Below are 17,078 nucleotides of genomic sequence, written 5' to 3'. Positions count from 1 at the left end.
TGCTCTCGTTCAATACAAATAAAAAAGGCGGTCAATCGACCGCCCTTATTTTAGCGTTATCTTACCGAATCAGGACTTTTTCTTTTCGCGGCTATGCAGGCCACGTTTTTCCAGACCACGGTAAATCAGCTGCTGCTGGATGATGGTCACCAGGTTGCTGACGATATAGTACAGCACCAGACCTGACGGGAACCACAGGAAGAACACGGTGAAGATAACCGGCATAAAGGTCATGATCTTCTGCTGCATCGGGTCGGTCACGGTGGTTGGCGACATCTTCTGGATGAAGAACATCGTCACGCCCATCAGGATCGGCAGGATGTAGTACGGGTCCTGTGCGGACAGGTCATGGATCCACAGAGCGAACGGCGCGTGGCGCAGCTCAACGGAACCCATCAGCATGTAGTACAGCGCAAGGAAGATTGGCATCTGAATCAGCAGCGGGAAGCAACCACCCAGTGGGTTCACTTTCTCTGCCTTATACAGGGCCATCATCTCCTGGCTCTGACGCTGTTTATCATCGCCCAGACGCTCACGCATCGCCTGAATCTTCGGCTGCAGCATGCGCATCTTCGCCATGGAGGTGTACTGCGCTTTGGTCAGCGGGTACATGATGCCACGCACGATGAAGGTGATAACGATGATGGAGAAGCCCCAGTTACCCAGGAAGCTGTGGATGAACTTCAGCAGCTTAAACAGCGGCTGAGAGATGAACCACAACCAACCGTAATCCACGGTCAGATCCAGGTGCGGCGCAACAGCGGCCATTTTGTCCTGAATTTCCGGGCCGACCCACAGGGTGCTTGCCAGCTTACCGGTTTGACCCGGCTGAACCAGAACAGGCTGTGATTTGTAGCCGATGGCTGCAATACCGTTGCCCAGGTTCGCGGTGTAGAAGTTATTCGTACCGTCGTTATTCGGGATCCACGCGGTCGCGAAATACTGCTGCAGCATTGCGACCCAACCGCCTTTGGAGCTGACGTTCAGGTTTTCGTTATCGGCAATGGTGTCGAATTTGTATTTCTCGTACTTCGCATCAGGCGTGGAGTACGCCGCGCCACGGAAGGTATGCAGCGCAAAGTTGCTGCTTCCGGTGTCACGGTGTGACGGCAGATTGATGGACTGCTTCAGCTGACCGAAGGTAGACAGTTCCAGCGGTTTCGCACCGGCGTTCTGTACGCTGTAGCCCACGTTCACCGCATACTCACCGCGTTTCAGGGTGAAGGTTTTGGTGAAGGTGTTGCCTGCCGCGTCGGTGTAGGTCATCGGGATAACGAGTTCGTTCTGGCCATCGGCCAGTACAAAGGTGTCGTTCTCGACGTTATACAGTGGACGCGCACCGTTAGCCGGGTTGTCCGGGCCATCACGACCGGTCAGGCCGCTCTGCGCCTGATACAGGAACTCCGGTGTGGTTTCCAGTAACTGGAACGGTTCGTTAGACTTCAGCTCTTTCGGGTAGGTCAACAGCAGCGCCTGCTCAACATCACCACCACGGGTGTTGATAGTCAGCTCAAGCACATCGGTCTTAACCGTAATCTGTTTCCCCTGGCCACTGGCCGGTACGCCCTGGTCGGCGGCGCTACCCGCTGCGGTGGTCGTGGTCTGCGTGGTCTGCTGCTGGGGTTGAGGATTTTTATCCTGCTCCCATGCCTGCCAGATCATGAAAGACACGAACAACAAAGCGATGATAAGAAGATTGCGTTGCGAATCCATCGTTAGTGTTCTCTGGTATCAAAAGGTCCTGGGGGGACGGGGTCGTCTCCACCGGGGTGTAAAGGGTGGCATTTTAATACGCGTTTCACCGTCAACCAACTGCCTTTTATCACTCCAAACCTGCGCAATGCCTCAATTCCGTAGCTTGAGCATGTTGGTGTGAAACGGCAGTGCGGCCCGAGTAGCGGACTAATCAGGCGTTGATAGACCCGAATGAGGGCTATCAGGACCCGTGAGCCAGGCGACAGTGGCGGCGCCATAATTTTTCCAACGCTTCCGAGAGAGCACGGTTATCGAGGTCGGCAACCCCCTTTTTAGCCACCACCACGAAATCCATAGAAGGCAGTTCGTGCTGACGTAAACGGAAGCTTTCACGCGTCAGACGTTTAATCCGGTTGCGTTCATGCGCACGCTTAACGTTTTTCTTAGCGACTGTGAGACCGATGCGGGGATGCCCCAGCGAATTTTGGCGGCCGAGGATGGTGATTTGCGGCGTGCCAGCCCGTTGTGGCTGCTGGAAGACGAAAGTGAAATGAGTGGGAGTTAACAAACGTAACTCCCTGGGAAATGCTAGCTTAACCACTCAGGGGTTAGCTTTATTACTTGGAAACGGTCAGACGAGCGCGGCCTTTAGCACGACGACGTGCCAGAACCTGACGACCATTTTTAGTAGCCATACGAGCACGGAAGCCGTGAGAACGGTTGCGCTTCAGTACAGACGGTTGAAAAGTGCGTTTCATGGCGATTTCTACCTAAACTTGAAAAAATTCATGACTTTTGCGGATGCCCGACCGAGTTTCGAATGACGGACGCCGAAGCCGTGGGTGATTAAAGAGGCCGGATTGTAATAATTGTACACTCCGGAGTCAATTCTCTTTCCTTATTTCCCGCGTATTTCCGCACGATTTCGCGTGGAAAATGAGCAACGGACGACGCAGGAAGATGAGCATCACGCGCCGGGTCGAGGATTATACGGCCTCGCCAACAAAGCGCAAGGATCGTCCCGGATCTTCGTTAGATCATTTAAGCAATAAATTGTCGCTGCTCATTAAATTTTCCAATATGCGGGCTAAATCGCGGGGCACTCGCGCCAGGATCGTTTACACTTACCCGGTTTCGGATCTTCCTGTGGATAAATCGGGAAGAATCTGTGAGAAACAGAAGATCTCTGGCTCAGTTTACGCTATGATCCGCGGTCCCGATCGGGATCCCAGGATCCTGGTCAGGATAAATTGCAGATAGCAATTCGCACGTCCCCCTTTACACAGGGTCATGTCGATGTGCGCCAACAATCATGAATATTCAATAGTTTTCTTTTATTGTTCGAGTGGAGTCCGCCGTGTCACTTTCGCTTTGGCAGCAGTGTCTTGCCCGATTGCAGGATGAGTTACCAGCCACAGAATTCAGTATGTGGATCCGCCCGTTGCAGGCGGAGCTGAGCGATAACACGCTGGCTTTGTATGCGCCAAACCGTTTTGTGCTCGATTGGGTAAGAGACAAGTACCTCAATAACATCAATGGCCTGCTGAACGATTTTTGCGGGTCAGATGTCCCACAGCTGCGTTTTGAAGTGGGCACAAAGCCGGTCACCCAAACCGTTCGTGAAACCGTAAATGTAGCCGCGCCCGCTCAGGCTGTTCCGGCTCCGGCGCCTCGCGTTGCACCTGCTCGTCAGGGCTGGGATAACGTCCCTGCCCCCGCAGAGCCAACCTACCGCTCTAACGTTAACGTGAAACACACGTTCGATAACTTCGTTGAAGGTAAGTCGAACCAGCTGGCGCGCGCGGCAGCCCGTCAGGTTGCCGATAACCCCGGCGGTGCTTACAACCCGCTGTTCCTGTATGGCGGCACGGGTCTCGGTAAAACCCACCTGCTGCATGCGGTAGGTAACGGCATTATGGCGCGCAAGCCCAACGCGAAAGTGGTGTATATGCACTCCGAGCGCTTCGTTCAGGACATGGTAAAAGCCCTGCAAAACAATGCGATCGAAGAGTTTAAACGCTACTACCGTTCCGTTGACGCGCTGCTGATCGATGACATCCAGTTCTTTGCCAATAAAGAACGATCGCAGGAAGAATTTTTCCACACCTTCAACGCCCTGCTGGAAGGTAATCAGCAGATCATTTTGACCTCGGATCGTTATCCTAAAGAGATCAACGGCGTTGAAGATCGTCTGAAATCCCGCTTCGGCTGGGGCCTCACCGTGGCGATCGAGCCACCTGAGCTGGAAACCCGCGTCGCGATCCTGATGAAGAAAGCCGATGAGAACGACATCCGCCTGCCGGGTGAAGTGGCGTTCTTCATCGCCAAGCGCCTGCGCTCCAACGTGCGTGAGCTGGAAGGGGCGCTGAACCGCGTTATCGCCAATGCCAACTTCACCGGTCGTGCGATCACCATCGATTTTGTGCGTGAAGCACTGCGCGATTTGTTGGCATTGCAGGAAAAACTGGTCACCATCGACAATATTCAAAAGACGGTGGCTGAGTACTACAAGATCAAAGTGGCAGATTTACTGTCTAAACGTCGTTCCCGCTCGGTGGCGCGTCCGCGTCAGATGGCGATGGCGCTGGCAAAGGAGTTAACCAACCACAGTCTGCCGGAAATCGGCGATGCGTTTGGTGGCCGTGACCATACGACCGTGCTGCACGCCTGTCGCAAGATTGAGCAGTTACGCGAAGAAAGCCACGACATAAAAGAAGATTTTTCCAATCTAATCAGAACATTATCATCGTGACGCTATGAAATTTACCGTTGAACGTGAACATTTATTAAAACCGCTGCAACAGGTGAGTGGCCCATTAGGCGGCCGCCCAACGCTGCCTATTCTCGGAAACCTGCTGCTTCAGGTCGCGGACGGTACGCTGTCGCTGACCGGTACAGATCTGGAAATGGAAATGATCGCGCGCGTTACGTTGACGCAGCCGCACGACGCGGGCGCGACCACGGTTCCGGCACGTAAATTCTTTGATATTTGCCGCGGGTTGCCGGAAGGCGCTGAAATCGCCGTGCAGCTGGAGGGCGACCGCATGCTGGTGCGCTCTGGCCGCAGCCGTTTCTCGCTCTCCACGCTGCCCGCTGCGGACTTCCCGAACCTGGACGACTGGCAGAGTGAAGTTGAATTCACTCTTCCGCAGGCGACGATGAAGCGTCTGATTGAAGCCACGCAGTTCTCCATGGCGCATCAGGACGTTCGTTACTACTTAAACGGCATGCTGTTCGAAACCGAAGGTGAAGAGCTGCGTACCGTCGCCACCGACGGTCACCGTCTGGCGGTCTGTTCCATGCCGATTGGCGACTCGCTGCCGAACCATTCGGTGATCGTGCCGCGTAAAGGCGTGATTGAACTGATGCGTATGCTCGACGGCGGTGACACGCCGCTGCGGGTGCAGATTGGCAGCAATAACATCCGTGCCCACGTGGGCGATTTTGTCTTCACTTCGAAGCTGGTTGATGGCCGTTTCCCGGATTATCGCCGCGTATTGCCGAAGAACCCGGACAAAACCCTGGAAGCGGGCTGCGATAGCCTCAAGCAGGCGTTTGCCCGCGCGGCCATTCTCTCGAACGAGAAATTCCGCGGCGTGCGCCTGTACGTGAGTGAAAACCAGATCAAAATCACCGCCAACAACCCGGAGCAGGAAGAGGCAGAAGAGATTCTGGACGTCACCTACGCCGGGGCTGAGATGGAAATCGGCTTCAACGTCAGCTACGTGCTGGATGTGCTCAATGCACTGAAATGCGAGAATGTGCGCATTCTGCTGACCGACTCCGTTTCGAGCGTACAGATTGAAGATGCGGCCAGCCAAAGCGCGGCTTATGTTGTCATGCCAATGAGACTGTAATGTCGCTCACCCGTCTGTTGATCCGCGACTTTCGCAATATTGAAAGCGCGGATCTCGCTTTATCCCCCGGCTTTAACTTCCTGGTTGGCGCGAACGGCAGCGGCAAAACCAGCGTGCTGGAAGCCATCTATACGCTCGGCCATGGCCGGGCGTTTCGCAGTTTGCAGATTGGTCGCGTCATTCGCCACGAGCAAGAATCCTTTGTTCTGCACGGGCGTTTGCAGGGCGCAGAGCGGGAAACCGCCATCGGCCTGACCAAAGACAAGCAGGGCGATAGCAAGGTGCGCATCGACGGCACTGACGGCCATAAGGTGGCGGAGCTGGCGCTGCTGATGCCAATGCAGCTGATTACGCCCGAGGGGTTTACTTTACTCAACGGCGGCCCCAAATACAGAAGAGCGTTCCTCGACTGGGGATGCTTTCACAATGAAGCCGGTTTCTTTAACGCCTGGAGCAACCTGAAGCGTCTGCTTAAACAGCGTAACGCCGCGTTGCGCCAGGTCACGCGCTACGCCCAGCTGCGTCCGTGGGACATGGAACTCATCCCTCTTGCGGAACAGATCAGCCGCTGGCGTGCCGAATACAGCGCGGGTATCGCCGAAGATATGGCCGACACCTGCAAACAGTTTTTACCCGAGTTCTCTCTCACCTTCTCCTTCCAGCGTGGCTGGGAGAAAGAGACGGATTATGCCGAGGTGTTAGAGAGAAGCTTCGAGCGCGATCGGATGTTGACCTACACCGCGCACGGCCCGCACAAGGCGGATTTCCGCATTCGTGCCGACGGTGCGCCGGTGGAAGACACGCTGTCGCGCGGGCAGCTCAAGCTCCTGATGTGCGCGCTACGCCTGGCGCAGGGGGAGTTCCTCACCCGCGAGAGCGGACGACGCTGCCTGTATCTGATAGATGATTTTGCCTCGGAACTTGACGACGCGCGGCGCGGGCTGCTTGCCAGCCGCTTAAAAGCCACGCAGTCGCAGGTTTTCGTCAGCGCCATTAGCGCTGAACACGTTATGGACATGTCGGACGAAAATTCGAAGATGTTTACCGTGGAAAAGGGTAAAATAACGGATTAACCCAAGTTGAAATGAGCGAGAAACGTTGATGTCGAATTCTTATGACTCCTCCAGTATCAAAGTCCTGAAAGGGCTGGATGCGGTGCGTAAGCGCCCGGGTATGTATATCGGCGACACGGATGACGGCACCGGTCTGCACCACATGGTATTCGAGGTGGTAGATAACGCTATCGACGAAGCGCTCGCGGGTCACTGTAAAGACATCGTGGTCACCATCCATGCGGACAACTCCGTCTCCGTTACCGATGACGGCCGTGGCATCCCGACCGGTATTCACCCGGAAGAGGGCGTATCGGCTGCGGAAGTGATCATGACCGTACTGCACGCAGGCGGTAAGTTCGATGATAACTCCTATAAGGTTTCCGGCGGCCTGCACGGCGTAGGCGTTTCCGTAGTAAACGCCCTGTCGCAAAAGCTGGAGCTGGTTATTCAGCGCGAAGGCAAAATTCACCGTCAGATCTATCAGCACGGTGTGCCTGAAGCCCCGCTGGCCGTTACCGGTGATACCGATAAAACCGGTACCATGGTGCGTTTCTGGCCGAGTCTTGAAACCTTCACCAACGTCACTGAATTCGAGTACGACATCCTGGCGAAGCGCCTGCGTGAACTGTCGTTCCTGAACTCCGGCGTCTCTATTCGCCTGCGCGACAAGCGTGACAACAAAGAAGACCACTTCCACTACGAAGGCGGTATCAAGGCGTTTGTTGAGTATCTGAACAAGAACAAAACGCCAATTCACCCGAATATCTTCTATTTCTCCACCGAAAAAGACGGTATTGGCGTGGAAGTGGCGCTGCAGTGGAACGACGGTTTCCAGGAAAACATCTACTGCTTTACCAACAACATTCCGCAGCGCGACGGCGGTACTCACCTAGCGGGCTTCCGCGCGGCGATGACCCGTACCCTGAACGCCTACATGGACAAAGAAGGCTACAGCAAAAAAGCGAAAGTCAGCGCCACCGGTGACGACGCCCGTGAAGGCCTGATTGCCGTGGTTTCCGTGAAGGTGCCGGATCCGAAGTTCTCCTCACAGACCAAAGACAAGCTGGTTTCTTCTGAGGTGAAATCGGCGGTTGAGCAGCAGATGAACGAACTGCTGAGCGAATACCTGCTGGAAAACCCGAACGATGCGAAAATCGTGGTGGGCAAAATTATCGATGCGGCACGTGCTCGTGAAGCAGCGCGTAAAGCCCGTGAAATGACCCGTCGTAAAGGCGCGCTGGACCTGGCAGGCCTGCCGGGCAAGCTGGCTGACTGTCAGGAACGCGACCCGGCACTGTCTGAACTGTACCTCGTGGAAGGGGACTCCGCGGGCGGTTCTGCGAAGCAGGGCCGTAACCGCAAGAACCAGGCGATCCTGCCGCTGAAGGGTAAAATCCTCAACGTTGAGAAAGCGCGCTTCGACAAGATGCTCTCTTCTCAGGAAGTGGCGACGCTCATCACCGCGCTCGGCTGCGGCATTGGCCGCGACGAGTACAACCCGGACAAGCTGCGCTATCACAGCATCATCATCATGACCGATGCGGACGTCGACGGCTCGCACATCCGTACGCTGCTGTTGACCTTCTTCTATCGTCAGATGCCTGAAATCGTTGAGCGTGGCCACGTCTACATTGCGCAGCCGCCGCTGTACAAGGTGAAGAAAGGCAAGCAGGAACAGTACATTAAAGATGACGATGCGATGGATCAGTACCAAATCGCGATCGCCCTTGATGGCGCGACCCTGCACGCGAATTCCAGCGCGCCGGCACTGGCAGGCGAGCCGCTGGAGCGTCTGGTCTCCGAGTTCAACGCCACGCAGAAAATGATTGGCCGTATGGAACGCCGCTATCCAAAAGCGCTGCTGAAGGAGCTGGTCTATCAGCCAACCCTGACCGAAGCCGATCTGAACAACGAGCAGGCCGTGACCCGCTGGGTGAATACCCTGGTGAGCGAGCTGAACGAGAAAGAGCAGCACGGCAGCCAGTGGAAGTTCGACGTTCAACAGAATGCGGCACAGCAGTTTGAGCCGATTGTTCGCGTGCGTACTCACGGCGTCGACACCGACTACCCGCTGGAGCACGAATTCGTGACCGGCCCGGAATACCGCCGTATCTGCACCCTCGGCGAGAAGCTGCGCGGCCTGATCGAAGACGATGCCTTCATCGAACGTGGCGAGCGTCGTCAGCCGGTAGCAAGCTTCGAGCAGGCGCTGGACTGGCTGGTGAAAGAATCCCGTCGCGGTCTGTCTATCCAGCGTTATAAAGGTCTGGGCGAAATGAACCCGGATCAGCTGTGGGAAACCACCATGGATCCGGAAAGCCGTCGCATGCTGCGCGTCACCGTTAAAGACGCGATTGCTGCGGATCAGCTGTTCACCACCCTGATGGGCGATGCGGTAGAACCACGTCGTGCGTTCATTGAAGAGAACGCGCTGAAAGCGGCGAATATCGATATTTAACAGTCGCTATCCCGCATGAAAACTGGCCGCGCTTTTAGCGCGGCTTTTTTATGGGCGCAGGAATGTCCAGCGACATCACCGCCGGTAAACGGCTCGCCAGCGCATCTATGGCCATTCTTACCCTCAGGGGCAGGTACGGCGTCTGTTGCCAGACGGCATGGACGTCAAAATGGACATCCGGCGCCTGCTTAAAGAGCGGGACGAGCTTTCCCTGATGAATTTCTTTGATGGCCATCCAGCAGGGGAGCCAGGCAATGCCGTGCCCGGTCACCGCCGCGTCGCAGATGGCCTGCAAATCATCCATATTGAGTGATGACCGCGGCGTAAACGTGCGCGGCGTTCCGTCGCTGTCCATAAGCTGCCAGGATAGCACGCGGCCTGCGCGCAGATAGTTAATGGCGGCGTGCAGGGATAAATCATCCACAGCGTCTGGATGACCTCTTTTTTGCAGATAGTCGGGCGAGGCGCACAGGACCATGCGGTGTTCTCCCAGCTTTCTGGCCACCAGCACGCTGCTGTCCTGCAGCGTGCCGTTACGTACCGCCATATCGAAGCCTTCCTCGACCAGATCCACCACGCGGTCGCTGAACGACATTTCAAGCTCAAGCCCAGGGTGTTCCTGTGCCAGTTCAATCAGCAGCGGCGCGACGCACTGGCGTCCAAACAGCACCGGCATGGCAACACGAAGCCGACCGTTGATCTGATGTTTCCCCGTTTCCAGCAGGGATTCCGCGCTCCTGATCTCCTCCAGCGCGCGCAGGCAGCGCTCGTAGAATAGGGCGCCGTTATCGGTGAGCCGCTGGCTGCGGGTGGTGCGCTGAAACAGCCGCACTCCCAGACGTTCCTCAAGTCGAGCAATGCTTTTACCCACCGCAGAGCGCGACAGGTGCAGGCGAACTGCGGCCTGCGCAAAGCTTCCTGCCTCCACGGCAGCGACAAAAACAGGAATATCTTTCAGCGTATCGGTCACGGTTTGTATCCATTCATGCGTCAATGAAGAGAAAACTTATCGCCACTGGTGACGAGGAGTCAACGGTAGACTGTCATTACTGAAGCTTATCTGATGGCAGGAGAAAAAAATGACAGAGACAATGCAGCGCTGGTCAATGAACGCCCTCGGGCGCGAGAATCTCAAACTCATTCACGAATCGGTTCCACAGCCAGGCCCGGGTGAGGTTCGCGTACGGGTAAATGCCGTTGCGCTCAACTATCGCGATAAAATGGTTATCGAAGGCACGATGCCGATTCCGCTTTCCTTCCCGTTCACCCCGGCGTCTGACATGGCGGGTGTGGTGGACAGCGTAGGTGAAGGTGTCGCGCGTTTCAAACCTGGCGCTCGCGTCATTTCAACCTTCTTCCCGGAGTGGATTGAAGGCAAGCCGCAGGCAGACGCGCGTGATTTGCCCTACAAAACGTCCGGTGGATACTTCCAGGGCATGCTGGCTGAATATGTGATTGTGAGTGAAAACGCGCTGGTGGCCTTTCCGGAAACTCTGAATGACGCAGAGGCCAGCACGTTACCCTGCGCAGGGCTTACCGCCTGGTTCGCGCTGGTGGAGCGGGGTCAGCTACGCGCCGGGCAATCGGTGCTGGTACAGGGGACGGGCGGTGTGGCGATTTTCGCCCTGCAAATTGCAAAAGCGCACGGCGCAGAGGTTATTGTCACGTCCGGGAGCGATGAAAAGCTGGCGCTCGCCAAAAAACTGGGTGCCAGCCAGGGCGTTAACCGCCTGAAAAGTGACTGGGCTGAAGAAGCATTGGCGCTGACTCAGGATCGCGGCATCGACCATATTATCGAAACCGTAGGAGGGGAAAACCTGAAGCATTCCCTGCGTGCCGTTGCCGTTCACGGGCGTATCTCCGTCATTGGCGTGCTGGCCGGGACTGACATTTCGCTGCCTGCTGGCGAGCTGCTGCTGAAATCCCCCGTCATCCAGGGGATTGGCGTGGGGCACCGCCGGGCGCTGGAGGATTTGGTCCGCGCTGTTGACGTCACGGGACTGAAGCCGGTGATTGAGCATCGCTACCGTTTTAACGAGCTTGAACAGGCCCTTGAACATCTGGATCGCGGCGCATTCGGTAAAATCGTTCTCACCCGCGAGTAAGTCGTCGTTCCCCGGGTTAAGCGTAAAAGGGGTGTTTCTGTTGCGCAATGTAGCTCTATTTTTGTGTGCTTAATCGCGTTAGCATGAGGCAGCACTCATTTATCCCGGGGAACTCATGGCTATCAAACTCATTGCAATCGATATGGACGGCACGCTGCTGCTGCCAGACCACACTATCTCTCCTGCCGTTAAAAACGCGATCGCCGCCGCACGAGCGAAGGGCGTGAATGTGGTTCTGACCACGGGGCGTCCGTATGCGGGCGTACACAGCTACCTGAAAGAGCTGCACATGAATCAGCCGGGCGATTACTGCATCACCTATAACGGCGCGCTGGTGCAGAATGCCACAGACGGCAGCACGGTTGCGCAAACTGCGCTGAGCTATGATGACTACCTGTTCCTCGAAAAACTGTCCCGTGAAGTGGGCTCCCACTTCCACGCGCTCGATCGCAATACGCTCTACACCGCCAACCGCGATATCAGCTACTACACGGTGCATGAATCCTACGTTGCGACCATTCCGCTGGTGTTCTGTGAAGCCGAGAAAATGGATCCGGCGACGCAGTTCCTGAAGGTGATGATGATCGACGAGCCGGAGATCCTGGATAAAGCCATCGCGCGCATTCCGGCGGAGGTAAAAGAGAAGTACACCGTGCTGAAAAGTGCGCCGTACTTCCTCGAAATCCTCGATAAACGCGTCAATAAGGGCACCGGCGTGAAATCGCTTGCTGATGCGTTAGGGATTAAGCAGGAAGAAATCATGGCGCTCGGCGACCAGGAAAACGACATCGCGATGATTGAATTCGCGGGCGTTGGCGTGGCAATGGATAACGCCATTCCGTCGGTGAAAGAGGTGGCTAATTTCGTCACCAAATCCAACCTCGAAGACGGCGTTGCCTACGCGATCGAGAAGTTTGTGCTGCAGTAACGCTTATTTTTAATCATCAGCCCCGGTTATCAACCGGGGCTTTTTTTTGCCCTGTATTTATCGAATTGTTCTTTTTGTGATCTTGATTGTAGTACAACATTAACTGATTGTACTACATTGTCACCACGGAAAAGACGAATGGCCTCACGTTTGTACTGCAAAAGTGAGGCGAAATTCAGCGGTCGCGGTAAAGTAGTGATGGACATACAGAGCACAAGGACTCTCCATGACTCTCAATAAAACCGATCGCATCGTTATTACGCTGGGCACCCAGATTGTGGGCGGTAAATACGTTCCCGGTTCGCCGCTCCCCGCAGAGGCTGAACTGTGCGAGGAGTTTGAAACCTCGCGCAACATCATCCGGGAAGTGTTCCGCTCGCTGATGGCGAAGCGGCTGATTGAAATGAAGCGCTATCGCGGCGCGTTTGTTGCTCCGCGCAACCAGTGGAACTACCTCGATACCGACGTGCTGCAGTGGGTGCTGGAAAACGACTACGACCCGCGGCTTATCGGCGCGATGAGTGAAGTTCGAAACCTGGTGGAGCCAGCAATTGCGCGCTGGGCGGCGGAACGCGCGACCTCCGGTGATTTGGCCCAGATTGAATCGGCTTTAAACGACATGATCGCCAATAACCAGAACCGGGAGGCGTTCAACGAGGCGGACATTCGCTACCACGAAGCGGTGCTGCAGTCGGTGCATAACCCGGTATTACAGCAGCTTAGCGTGGCGATCAGCTCGCTACAGCGAGCGGTATTTGAACGTACCTGGATGGGTGATGAGGCCAATATGCCAAAAACGCTCCAGGAACATAAAGCGCTGTTCGATGCGATACGGCATCAGGACGGCGATGCGGCAGAGCAGGCGGCGCTTACCATGATTGCCAGCTCGACACGAAGGCTGAAGGAAATCACATGACATCTCGCTACATCGCAATTGACTGGGGATCGACCAATCTGCGCGCCTGGCTCTATCAGGGCGAGCAGTGCCTGGAGAGCAGGCAATCAGAAGCAGGCGTGACGCGCCTGAACGGTAAATCCCCCGAGGCGGTGTTAGCAGAGGTCACACAAAACTGGCGCGACAGCGCCATGCCGGTGGTAATGGCGGGAATGGTGGGCAGTAACGTAGGCTGGAAAATTGCACCTTATCTGCCGGTTCCCGTCCATTTCTCCGCTATTGGCGAGCAGTTAACGTCTGTTGGCGACAATATCTGGATTATTCCCGGTTTGAGCGTCTCTCGCGACGATAACCACAACGTGATGCGCGGCGAAGAGACACAGCTGCTTGGCGCGCGCGCTCTCTCTCCTTCTTCTGTCTACGTCATGCCCGGCACGCACTGTAAGTGGGTCCAGGCTGACGCTGAGCAAATCCACGATTTTCGCACCGTAATGACCGGCGAGCTGCACCATTTGCTGCTCAACCATTCGCTGGTCGGGGCCGGTTTACCTGAGCAGGAATCCTCGTCAGAGGCGTTTGCCGCCGGGCTTGAACGTGGGATCGCCTCCCCTGATGTGTTGCCGCAGCTTTTTGAGGTTCGCGCCTCGCACGTGCTGGGACTTCTCCCGCGCGAGCAGGTCAGCGAGTTTCTCTCCGGCCTGCTGATTGGCGCAGAGGTCGCCAGCATGCGTGAGTTCATCGCGCACGAACAGGCCATTACGATTGTCGCAGGCGCATCGCTAACGTCGCGCTACGAACAGGCATTTCGCGCCGTTGGGCGTGATGTTTCGACGGTATCTGGCGACACGGCATTTCAGGCAGGAATAAGGAGCATCGCTCATGCAGTGGCAAACTGATCTTCCCCTTATCGCGATTTTGCGCGGCATCACGCCCAATGAGGCGTTAGACCACGTCGGCGCGGTTATCGACGCCGGATTCGACGCGGTAGAAATCCCGCTCAACTCGCCCGACTGGGAAAAAAGCATTCCGACCGTGGTGGAGGTTTACGGCGATAAGGCGCTGATTGGCGCAGGCACCGTGTTACAGCCTGAGCAGGTCGATCGGCTGGCAAAGATGGGCTGCAGGCTTATCGTCACGCCCAATATTCAGCCTGAGGTGATCCGCCGCGCGGTGGGTTACGGCATGACGGTCTGCCCGGGCTGCGCCACCGCCACGGAAGCCTTTACTGCCCTTGATGCGGGCGCGCAGTCGCTCAAAATTTTCCCGTCATCGGCTTTTGGACCGGACTACATCAAGGCGTTGAAAGCGGTATTGCCCGCCAGCGTGCCGGTCTTTGCCGTGGGCGGCGTAACGCCAGAAAACCTGGGCCAGTGGATGAGCGCTGGCTGTGTGGGCGCAGGGTTGGGTAGCGATCTTTATCGTGCCGGACAGTCCGTGGAACGTACCGCACAGCAGGCGGCAGCATTTGTGAAAGCGTATCGAGAGGCAGTGAAATGAAAATAACCAAACTCACCACGTACCGTTTACCCCCCCGCTGGATGTTCCTGAAAATCGAAACCGATGAAGGGGTTGTAGGCTGGGGCGAACCGGTGATTGAAGGGCGCGCGCGCACCGTTGAAGCGGCAGTACACGAGCTGGGCGAATACCTGATTGGTCAGGATCCGGCGCGCATTAACGACCTGTGGCAGGTGATGTACCGCGCGGGCTTCTACCGCGGTGGTCCGATCCTGATGAGCGCCATCGCCGGTATAGACCAGGCGCTGTGGGATATCAAAGGTAAAGTGCTTAACGCACCGGTCTGGCAGCTTATGGGCGGCCTGGTGCGCGACAAAATCAAAGCCTACAGCTGGGTAGGCGGCGACCGTCCTGCGGAAGTGATCGACGGCATCACGCAGTTGCGCAATATCGGCTTTGACACCTTCAAGCTCAACGGCTGCGAAGAGATGGGTGTTATCGACAATTCGCGTGCGGTAGACCGGGCGGTCAATACCGTGGCGCAAATTCGTGAAGCCTTCGGCAACGAGATTGAGTTTGGCCTGGATTTCCACGGCCGCGTCAGCGCTCCGATGGCCAAAGTGCTGATTAAAGAGCTGGAGCCGTATCGCCCGCTGTTTATCGAAGAGCCGGTGCTGGCCGAGCAGGCGGAGTACTATCCGAAGCTGGCTGAACAGACCCACATTCCTATCGCGGCGGGTGAACGTATGTTCTCGCGCTTCGAGTTTAAACGCGTACTTGAAGCGGGCGGCATAGCGATCCTACAGCCGGACCTTTCTCATGCGGGCGGCATCACCGAATGCTACAAAATTGCCGGGATGGCAGAAGCTTACGATGTGGCGCTGGCGCCGCACTGCCCGCTCGGCCCAATCGCGCTGGCGGCCTGCCTGCACGTCGACTTCGTCTCCCGCAATGCGGTGTTCCAGGAACAGAGCATGGGGATTCACTATAACAAGGGCGCGGAACTGCTCGATTTTGTGAAAAATAAAGAAGACTTCTGCATGGAAGGCGGTTTCTTTAAACCGCTTACGAAGCCGGGCCTTGGCGTGGAAATTGACGAAGCTAAAGTCATTGAGCTGAGTAAGAATGCGCCGGACTGGCGAAACCCGCTGTGGCGTCATGAGGACGGCAGCGTAGCGGAATGGTAATCGCCATCCCGTAGACCCGGTAAGCCTCTGGGCAAAAATCATACATACAAAAATATAACCCTCTGTAAATTACAGGGCATGGTGAGCGGCTTCGCTATGCCCAAAATCTGGAGACAGATTGCGATGGATATTCCAGTTACCGCTACAAAAATCGGGCGTCGCCGCTACCTGACGCTGATGATGATCTTTATTACCGTGGTCATTTGCTATGTCGACCGCGCCAACCTTGCCGTGGCATCGGCCCATATTCAGGAAGAGTTTGGCATCACCAAAGCGGAAATGGGCTACGTCTTCTCGGCGTTTGCCTGGTTGTATACCTTATGCCAGATCCCCGGCGGCTGGTTTCTTGACCGCGTGGGTTCACGTCTGACCTACTTTATCGCCATATTAGGCTGGTCCGTGGCGACCCTATTCCAGGGCTTCGCCACCGGGCTGATTTCGCTGATTGGCCTGCGTGCCATCACCGGGGTTTTCGAAGCGCCCGCGTTTCCGACCAACAACCGTATGGTGACCAGCTGGTTCCCGGAACACGAGCGCGCGTCCGCCGTTGGTTTTTACACCTCTGGCCAGTTTGTCGGACTGGCGTTCCTGACGCCGCTGCTGATCTGGATCCAGGAGCTGCTGAGCTGGCACTGGGTGTTCATCGTCACCGGCGGGATTGGCATTATCTGGTCGCTAATCTGGTTCAAGGTCTACCAGCCGCCGCGTCTGACCAAAAGTATCACCAGGGCCGAGCTGGACTACATCCGCGACGGTGGCGGTCTGGTGGATGGTGATGCGCCGGTGAAAAAAGAGGCGCGCCAGCCGCTGACCAAAGCGGACTGGAAGCTGGTCTTCCACCGTAAGCTGGTGGGCGTTTATCTGGGTCAGTTCGCGGTTACTTCTACGCTGTGGTTCTTCCTCACCTGGTTCCCGAACTACCTGACCCAGGAAAAGGGGATCGCGGCGCTAAAGGCGGGCTTTATGACCACCGTGCCGTTCCTCGCCGCATTTTTCGGCGTGCTGCTCTCCGGCTGGCTGGCCGATAAGCTGGTGAAAAAAGGATACTCGCTGGGCGTGGCGCGTAAAACGCCGATTATCTGCGGCTTGCTGATCTCAACCTGCATCATGGGTGCCAACTACACCAACGATCCGGTGTGGATTATGGCCCTGATGGCGGTGGCGTTCTTTGGTAACGGTTTCGCCTCTATCACCTGGTCGCTGGTGTCGTCCCTTGCGCCGATGCGGCTGATTGGCCTGACCGGCGGTGTGTTCAACTTTGTCGGCGGACTGGGCGGGATCACCGTACCGCTGGTCATCGGCTACCTGGCGCAGGACTACGGCTTCGGCCCGGCGCTGGTCTACATCTCTGCCGTGGCGCTGATCGGGGCACTCTCCTACATCCTGCTGGTGGGCGATGTGAAACGAGTAGGCTAATCCCTGCGGATGTTTTACCCTGATGCA

At 56.4% G+C, this 17,078-nt stretch carries 16 protein-coding genes; 11 read left to right on the top strand and 5 right to left on the bottom strand.

Annotated elements, in window-relative coordinates:
- Positions 1 to 69: 69 nt before the first annotated feature.
- Genes yidC through rpmH form a run of 4 tightly spaced genes read right to left on the bottom strand, consistent with a single transcriptional unit; the run spans position 70 to position 2,453 of the window.
- Positions 70 to 1,713 (bottom strand): membrane protein insertase YidC, encoded by a 1,644-nt coding sequence (yidC, locus tag ACMWL8_RS17245; RefSeq protein ID WP_028014931.1) that lies wholly within the window; start codon positions 1,711 to 1,713, stop codon positions 70 to 72.
- A gap of 2 nt (positions 1,714 to 1,715) precedes the next feature.
- Positions 1,716 to 1,973, bottom strand: coding sequence for a membrane protein insertion efficiency factor YidD (yidD, locus tag ACMWL8_RS17240; protein WP_001307474.1), 258 nt, complete (start codon positions 1,971 to 1,973; stop codon positions 1,716 to 1,718).
- Positions 1,937 to 2,296 (bottom strand): ribonuclease P protein component, encoded by a 360-nt coding sequence (gene rnpA / locus ACMWL8_RS17235; RefSeq protein WP_014072458.1) that lies wholly within the window; start codon positions 2,294 to 2,296, stop codon positions 1,937 to 1,939. Before rnpA ends, yidD begins: the two co-directional genes overlap by 37 nt.
- 16 nt (positions 2,297 to 2,312) lie before the next feature.
- Positions 2,313 to 2,453, bottom strand: a complete 141-nt coding sequence (gene rpmH, locus ACMWL8_RS17230; RefSeq protein WP_000831330.1) for a 50S ribosomal protein L34 — start codon at positions 2,451 to 2,453, stop codon at positions 2,313 to 2,315.
- Between the two features lie 599 nt (positions 2,454 to 3,052).
- On the opposite strand from rpmH, the gene dnaA reads away from it, so the two are divergent.
- The 4 genes from dnaA to gyrB are packed head-to-tail and all read left to right on the top strand — an operon-like array spanning position 3,053 to position 9,065.
- Positions 3,053 to 4,447 (top strand): chromosomal replication initiator protein DnaA, encoded by a 1,395-nt coding sequence (dnaA, locus tag ACMWL8_RS17225; protein ID WP_032644944.1) that lies wholly within the window; start codon positions 3,053 to 3,055, stop codon positions 4,445 to 4,447.
- A 4-nt stretch (positions 4,448 to 4,451) separates the two neighbouring features.
- On the top strand, positions 4,452 to 5,552 hold the full coding sequence (gene dnaN, locus ACMWL8_RS17220) for a DNA polymerase III subunit beta (RefSeq protein WP_008500170.1): 1,101 nt from the start codon (positions 4,452 to 4,454) through the stop codon (positions 5,550 to 5,552).
- Positions 5,552 to 6,625 (top strand): DNA replication/repair protein RecF, encoded by a 1,074-nt coding sequence (recF, locus tag ACMWL8_RS17215; RefSeq protein ID WP_045260850.1) that lies wholly within the window; start codon positions 5,552 to 5,554, stop codon positions 6,623 to 6,625. Before dnaN ends, recF begins: the two co-directional genes overlap by 1 nt.
- A 28-nt stretch (positions 6,626 to 6,653) precedes the next feature.
- A complete protein-coding gene (gene gyrB, locus ACMWL8_RS17210) occupies positions 6,654 to 9,065 on the top strand; it encodes a DNA topoisomerase (ATP-hydrolyzing) subunit B (protein WP_045260849.1) in 2,412 nt (803 codons plus the stop codon).
- A gap of 34 nt (positions 9,066 to 9,099) precedes the next feature.
- On the opposite strand, the gene ACMWL8_RS17205 is transcribed toward gyrB, so the two are convergent.
- Entirely contained in the window at positions 9,100 to 10,035 is a 936-nt protein-coding gene (locus ACMWL8_RS17205; RefSeq protein ID WP_045260848.1) for a LysR family transcriptional regulator, read from the bottom strand.
- 109 nt (positions 10,036 to 10,144) lie between these two features.
- On the opposite strand from ACMWL8_RS17205, the gene ACMWL8_RS17200 reads away from it, so the two are divergent.
- From ACMWL8_RS17200 to ACMWL8_RS17170, 7 genes are all read left to right on the top strand, one after another.
- A complete protein-coding gene (locus ACMWL8_RS17200) occupies positions 10,145 to 11,170 on the top strand; it encodes a zinc-dependent alcohol dehydrogenase family protein (protein WP_045260847.1) in 1,026 nt (341 codons plus the stop codon).
- A 115-nt stretch (positions 11,171 to 11,285) separates the two neighbouring features.
- Positions 11,286 to 12,098 (top strand): sugar-phosphatase, encoded by an 813-nt coding sequence (yidA, locus tag ACMWL8_RS17195; RefSeq protein ID WP_045260846.1) that lies wholly within the window; start codon positions 11,286 to 11,288, stop codon positions 12,096 to 12,098.
- Between the two features lie 226 nt (positions 12,099 to 12,324).
- Positions 12,325 to 13,014 carry a D-galactonate utilization transcriptional regulator DgoR gene (gene dgoR / locus ACMWL8_RS17190; protein WP_003861109.1) on the top strand — a complete coding sequence of 230 codons (690 nt, stop codon included), beginning with the start codon at positions 12,325 to 12,327 and terminating at the stop codon, positions 13,012 to 13,014.
- Positions 13,011 to 13,889 carry a 2-dehydro-3-deoxygalactonokinase gene (locus tag ACMWL8_RS17185; RefSeq protein WP_045260845.1) on the top strand — a complete coding sequence of 293 codons (879 nt, stop codon included), beginning with the start codon at positions 13,011 to 13,013 and terminating at the stop codon, positions 13,887 to 13,889. The genes dgoR and ACMWL8_RS17185 overlap by 4 nt, the downstream gene beginning before the upstream one ends.
- Entirely contained in the window at positions 13,873 to 14,490 is a 618-nt protein-coding gene (locus tag ACMWL8_RS17180) for a 2-dehydro-3-deoxy-6-phosphogalactonate aldolase (RefSeq protein ID WP_045260844.1), read from the top strand. Before ACMWL8_RS17185 ends, ACMWL8_RS17180 begins: the two co-directional genes overlap by 17 nt.
- On the top strand, positions 14,487 to 15,635 hold the full coding sequence (gene dgoD / locus ACMWL8_RS17175) for a galactonate dehydratase (protein WP_028014940.1): 1,149 nt from the start codon (positions 14,487 to 14,489) through the stop codon (positions 15,633 to 15,635). Before ACMWL8_RS17180 ends, dgoD begins: the two co-directional genes overlap by 4 nt.
- Positions 15,636 to 15,713: 78 nt before the next feature.
- Positions 15,714 to 17,051 (top strand): MFS transporter, encoded by a 1,338-nt coding sequence (locus ACMWL8_RS17170; RefSeq protein WP_080351061.1) that lies wholly within the window; start codon positions 15,714 to 15,716, stop codon positions 17,049 to 17,051.
- The last annotated feature ends 27 nt before the right edge of the window (positions 17,052 to 17,078 follow it).

Source organism: Enterobacter sp. 04-C-12-SI-ECC, assembly GCF_047530715.1.
GTDB lineage: Bacteria > Pseudomonadota > Gammaproteobacteria > Enterobacterales > Enterobacteriaceae > Enterobacter > Enterobacter bugandensis.
Note: the sequence above shows the minus strand (reverse complement) of the source record. Positions and strands in the feature narration are given on the sequence as shown.

Excerpts from the sequence above, each read along its gene's own strand:
- ACMWL8_RS17170 (WP_080351061.1), top strand. The coding sequence starts at position 15,714 with ATGGTGAGCGGCTTCGCTATGCCCAAAATCTGGAGACAGATTGCGATG.
- recF (WP_045260850.1), top strand. The coding sequence starts at position 5,552 with ATGTCGCTCACCCGTCTGTTGATCCGCGACTTTCGCAATATTGAAAGC.
- dgoR (WP_003861109.1), top strand. The coding sequence starts at position 12,325 with ATGACTCTCAATAAAACCGATCGCATCGTTATTACGCTGGGCACCCAG.
- ACMWL8_RS17185 (WP_045260845.1), top strand. The coding sequence starts at position 13,011 with ATGACATCTCGCTACATCGCAATTGACTGGGGATCGACCAATCTGCGC.
- dnaN (WP_008500170.1), top strand. The coding sequence starts at position 4,452 with ATGAAATTTACCGTTGAACGTGAACATTTATTAAAACCGCTGCAACAG.
- yidC (WP_028014931.1), bottom strand. The coding sequence starts at position 1,713 with ATGGATTCGCAACGCAATCTTCTTATCATCGCTTTGTTGTTCGTGTCT.
- ACMWL8_RS17180 (WP_045260844.1), top strand. The coding sequence starts at position 13,873 with ATGCAGTGGCAAACTGATCTTCCCCTTATCGCGATTTTGCGCGGCATC.
- gyrB (WP_045260849.1), top strand. The coding sequence starts at position 6,654 with ATGTCGAATTCTTATGACTCCTCCAGTATCAAAGTCCTGAAAGGGCTG.
- dgoD (WP_028014940.1), top strand. The coding sequence starts at position 14,487 with ATGAAAATAACCAAACTCACCACGTACCGTTTACCCCCCCGCTGGATG.
- yidA (WP_045260846.1), top strand. The coding sequence starts at position 11,286 with ATGGCTATCAAACTCATTGCAATCGATATGGACGGCACGCTGCTGCTG.
- rpmH (WP_000831330.1), bottom strand. The coding sequence starts at position 2,453 with ATGAAACGCACTTTTCAACCGTCTGTACTGAAGCGCAACCGTTCTCAC.
- ACMWL8_RS17200 (WP_045260847.1), top strand. The coding sequence starts at position 10,145 with ATGACAGAGACAATGCAGCGCTGGTCAATGAACGCCCTCGGGCGCGAG.
- yidD (WP_001307474.1), bottom strand. The coding sequence starts at position 1,973 with ATGGCGCCGCCACTGTCGCCTGGCTCACGGGTCCTGATAGCCCTCATT.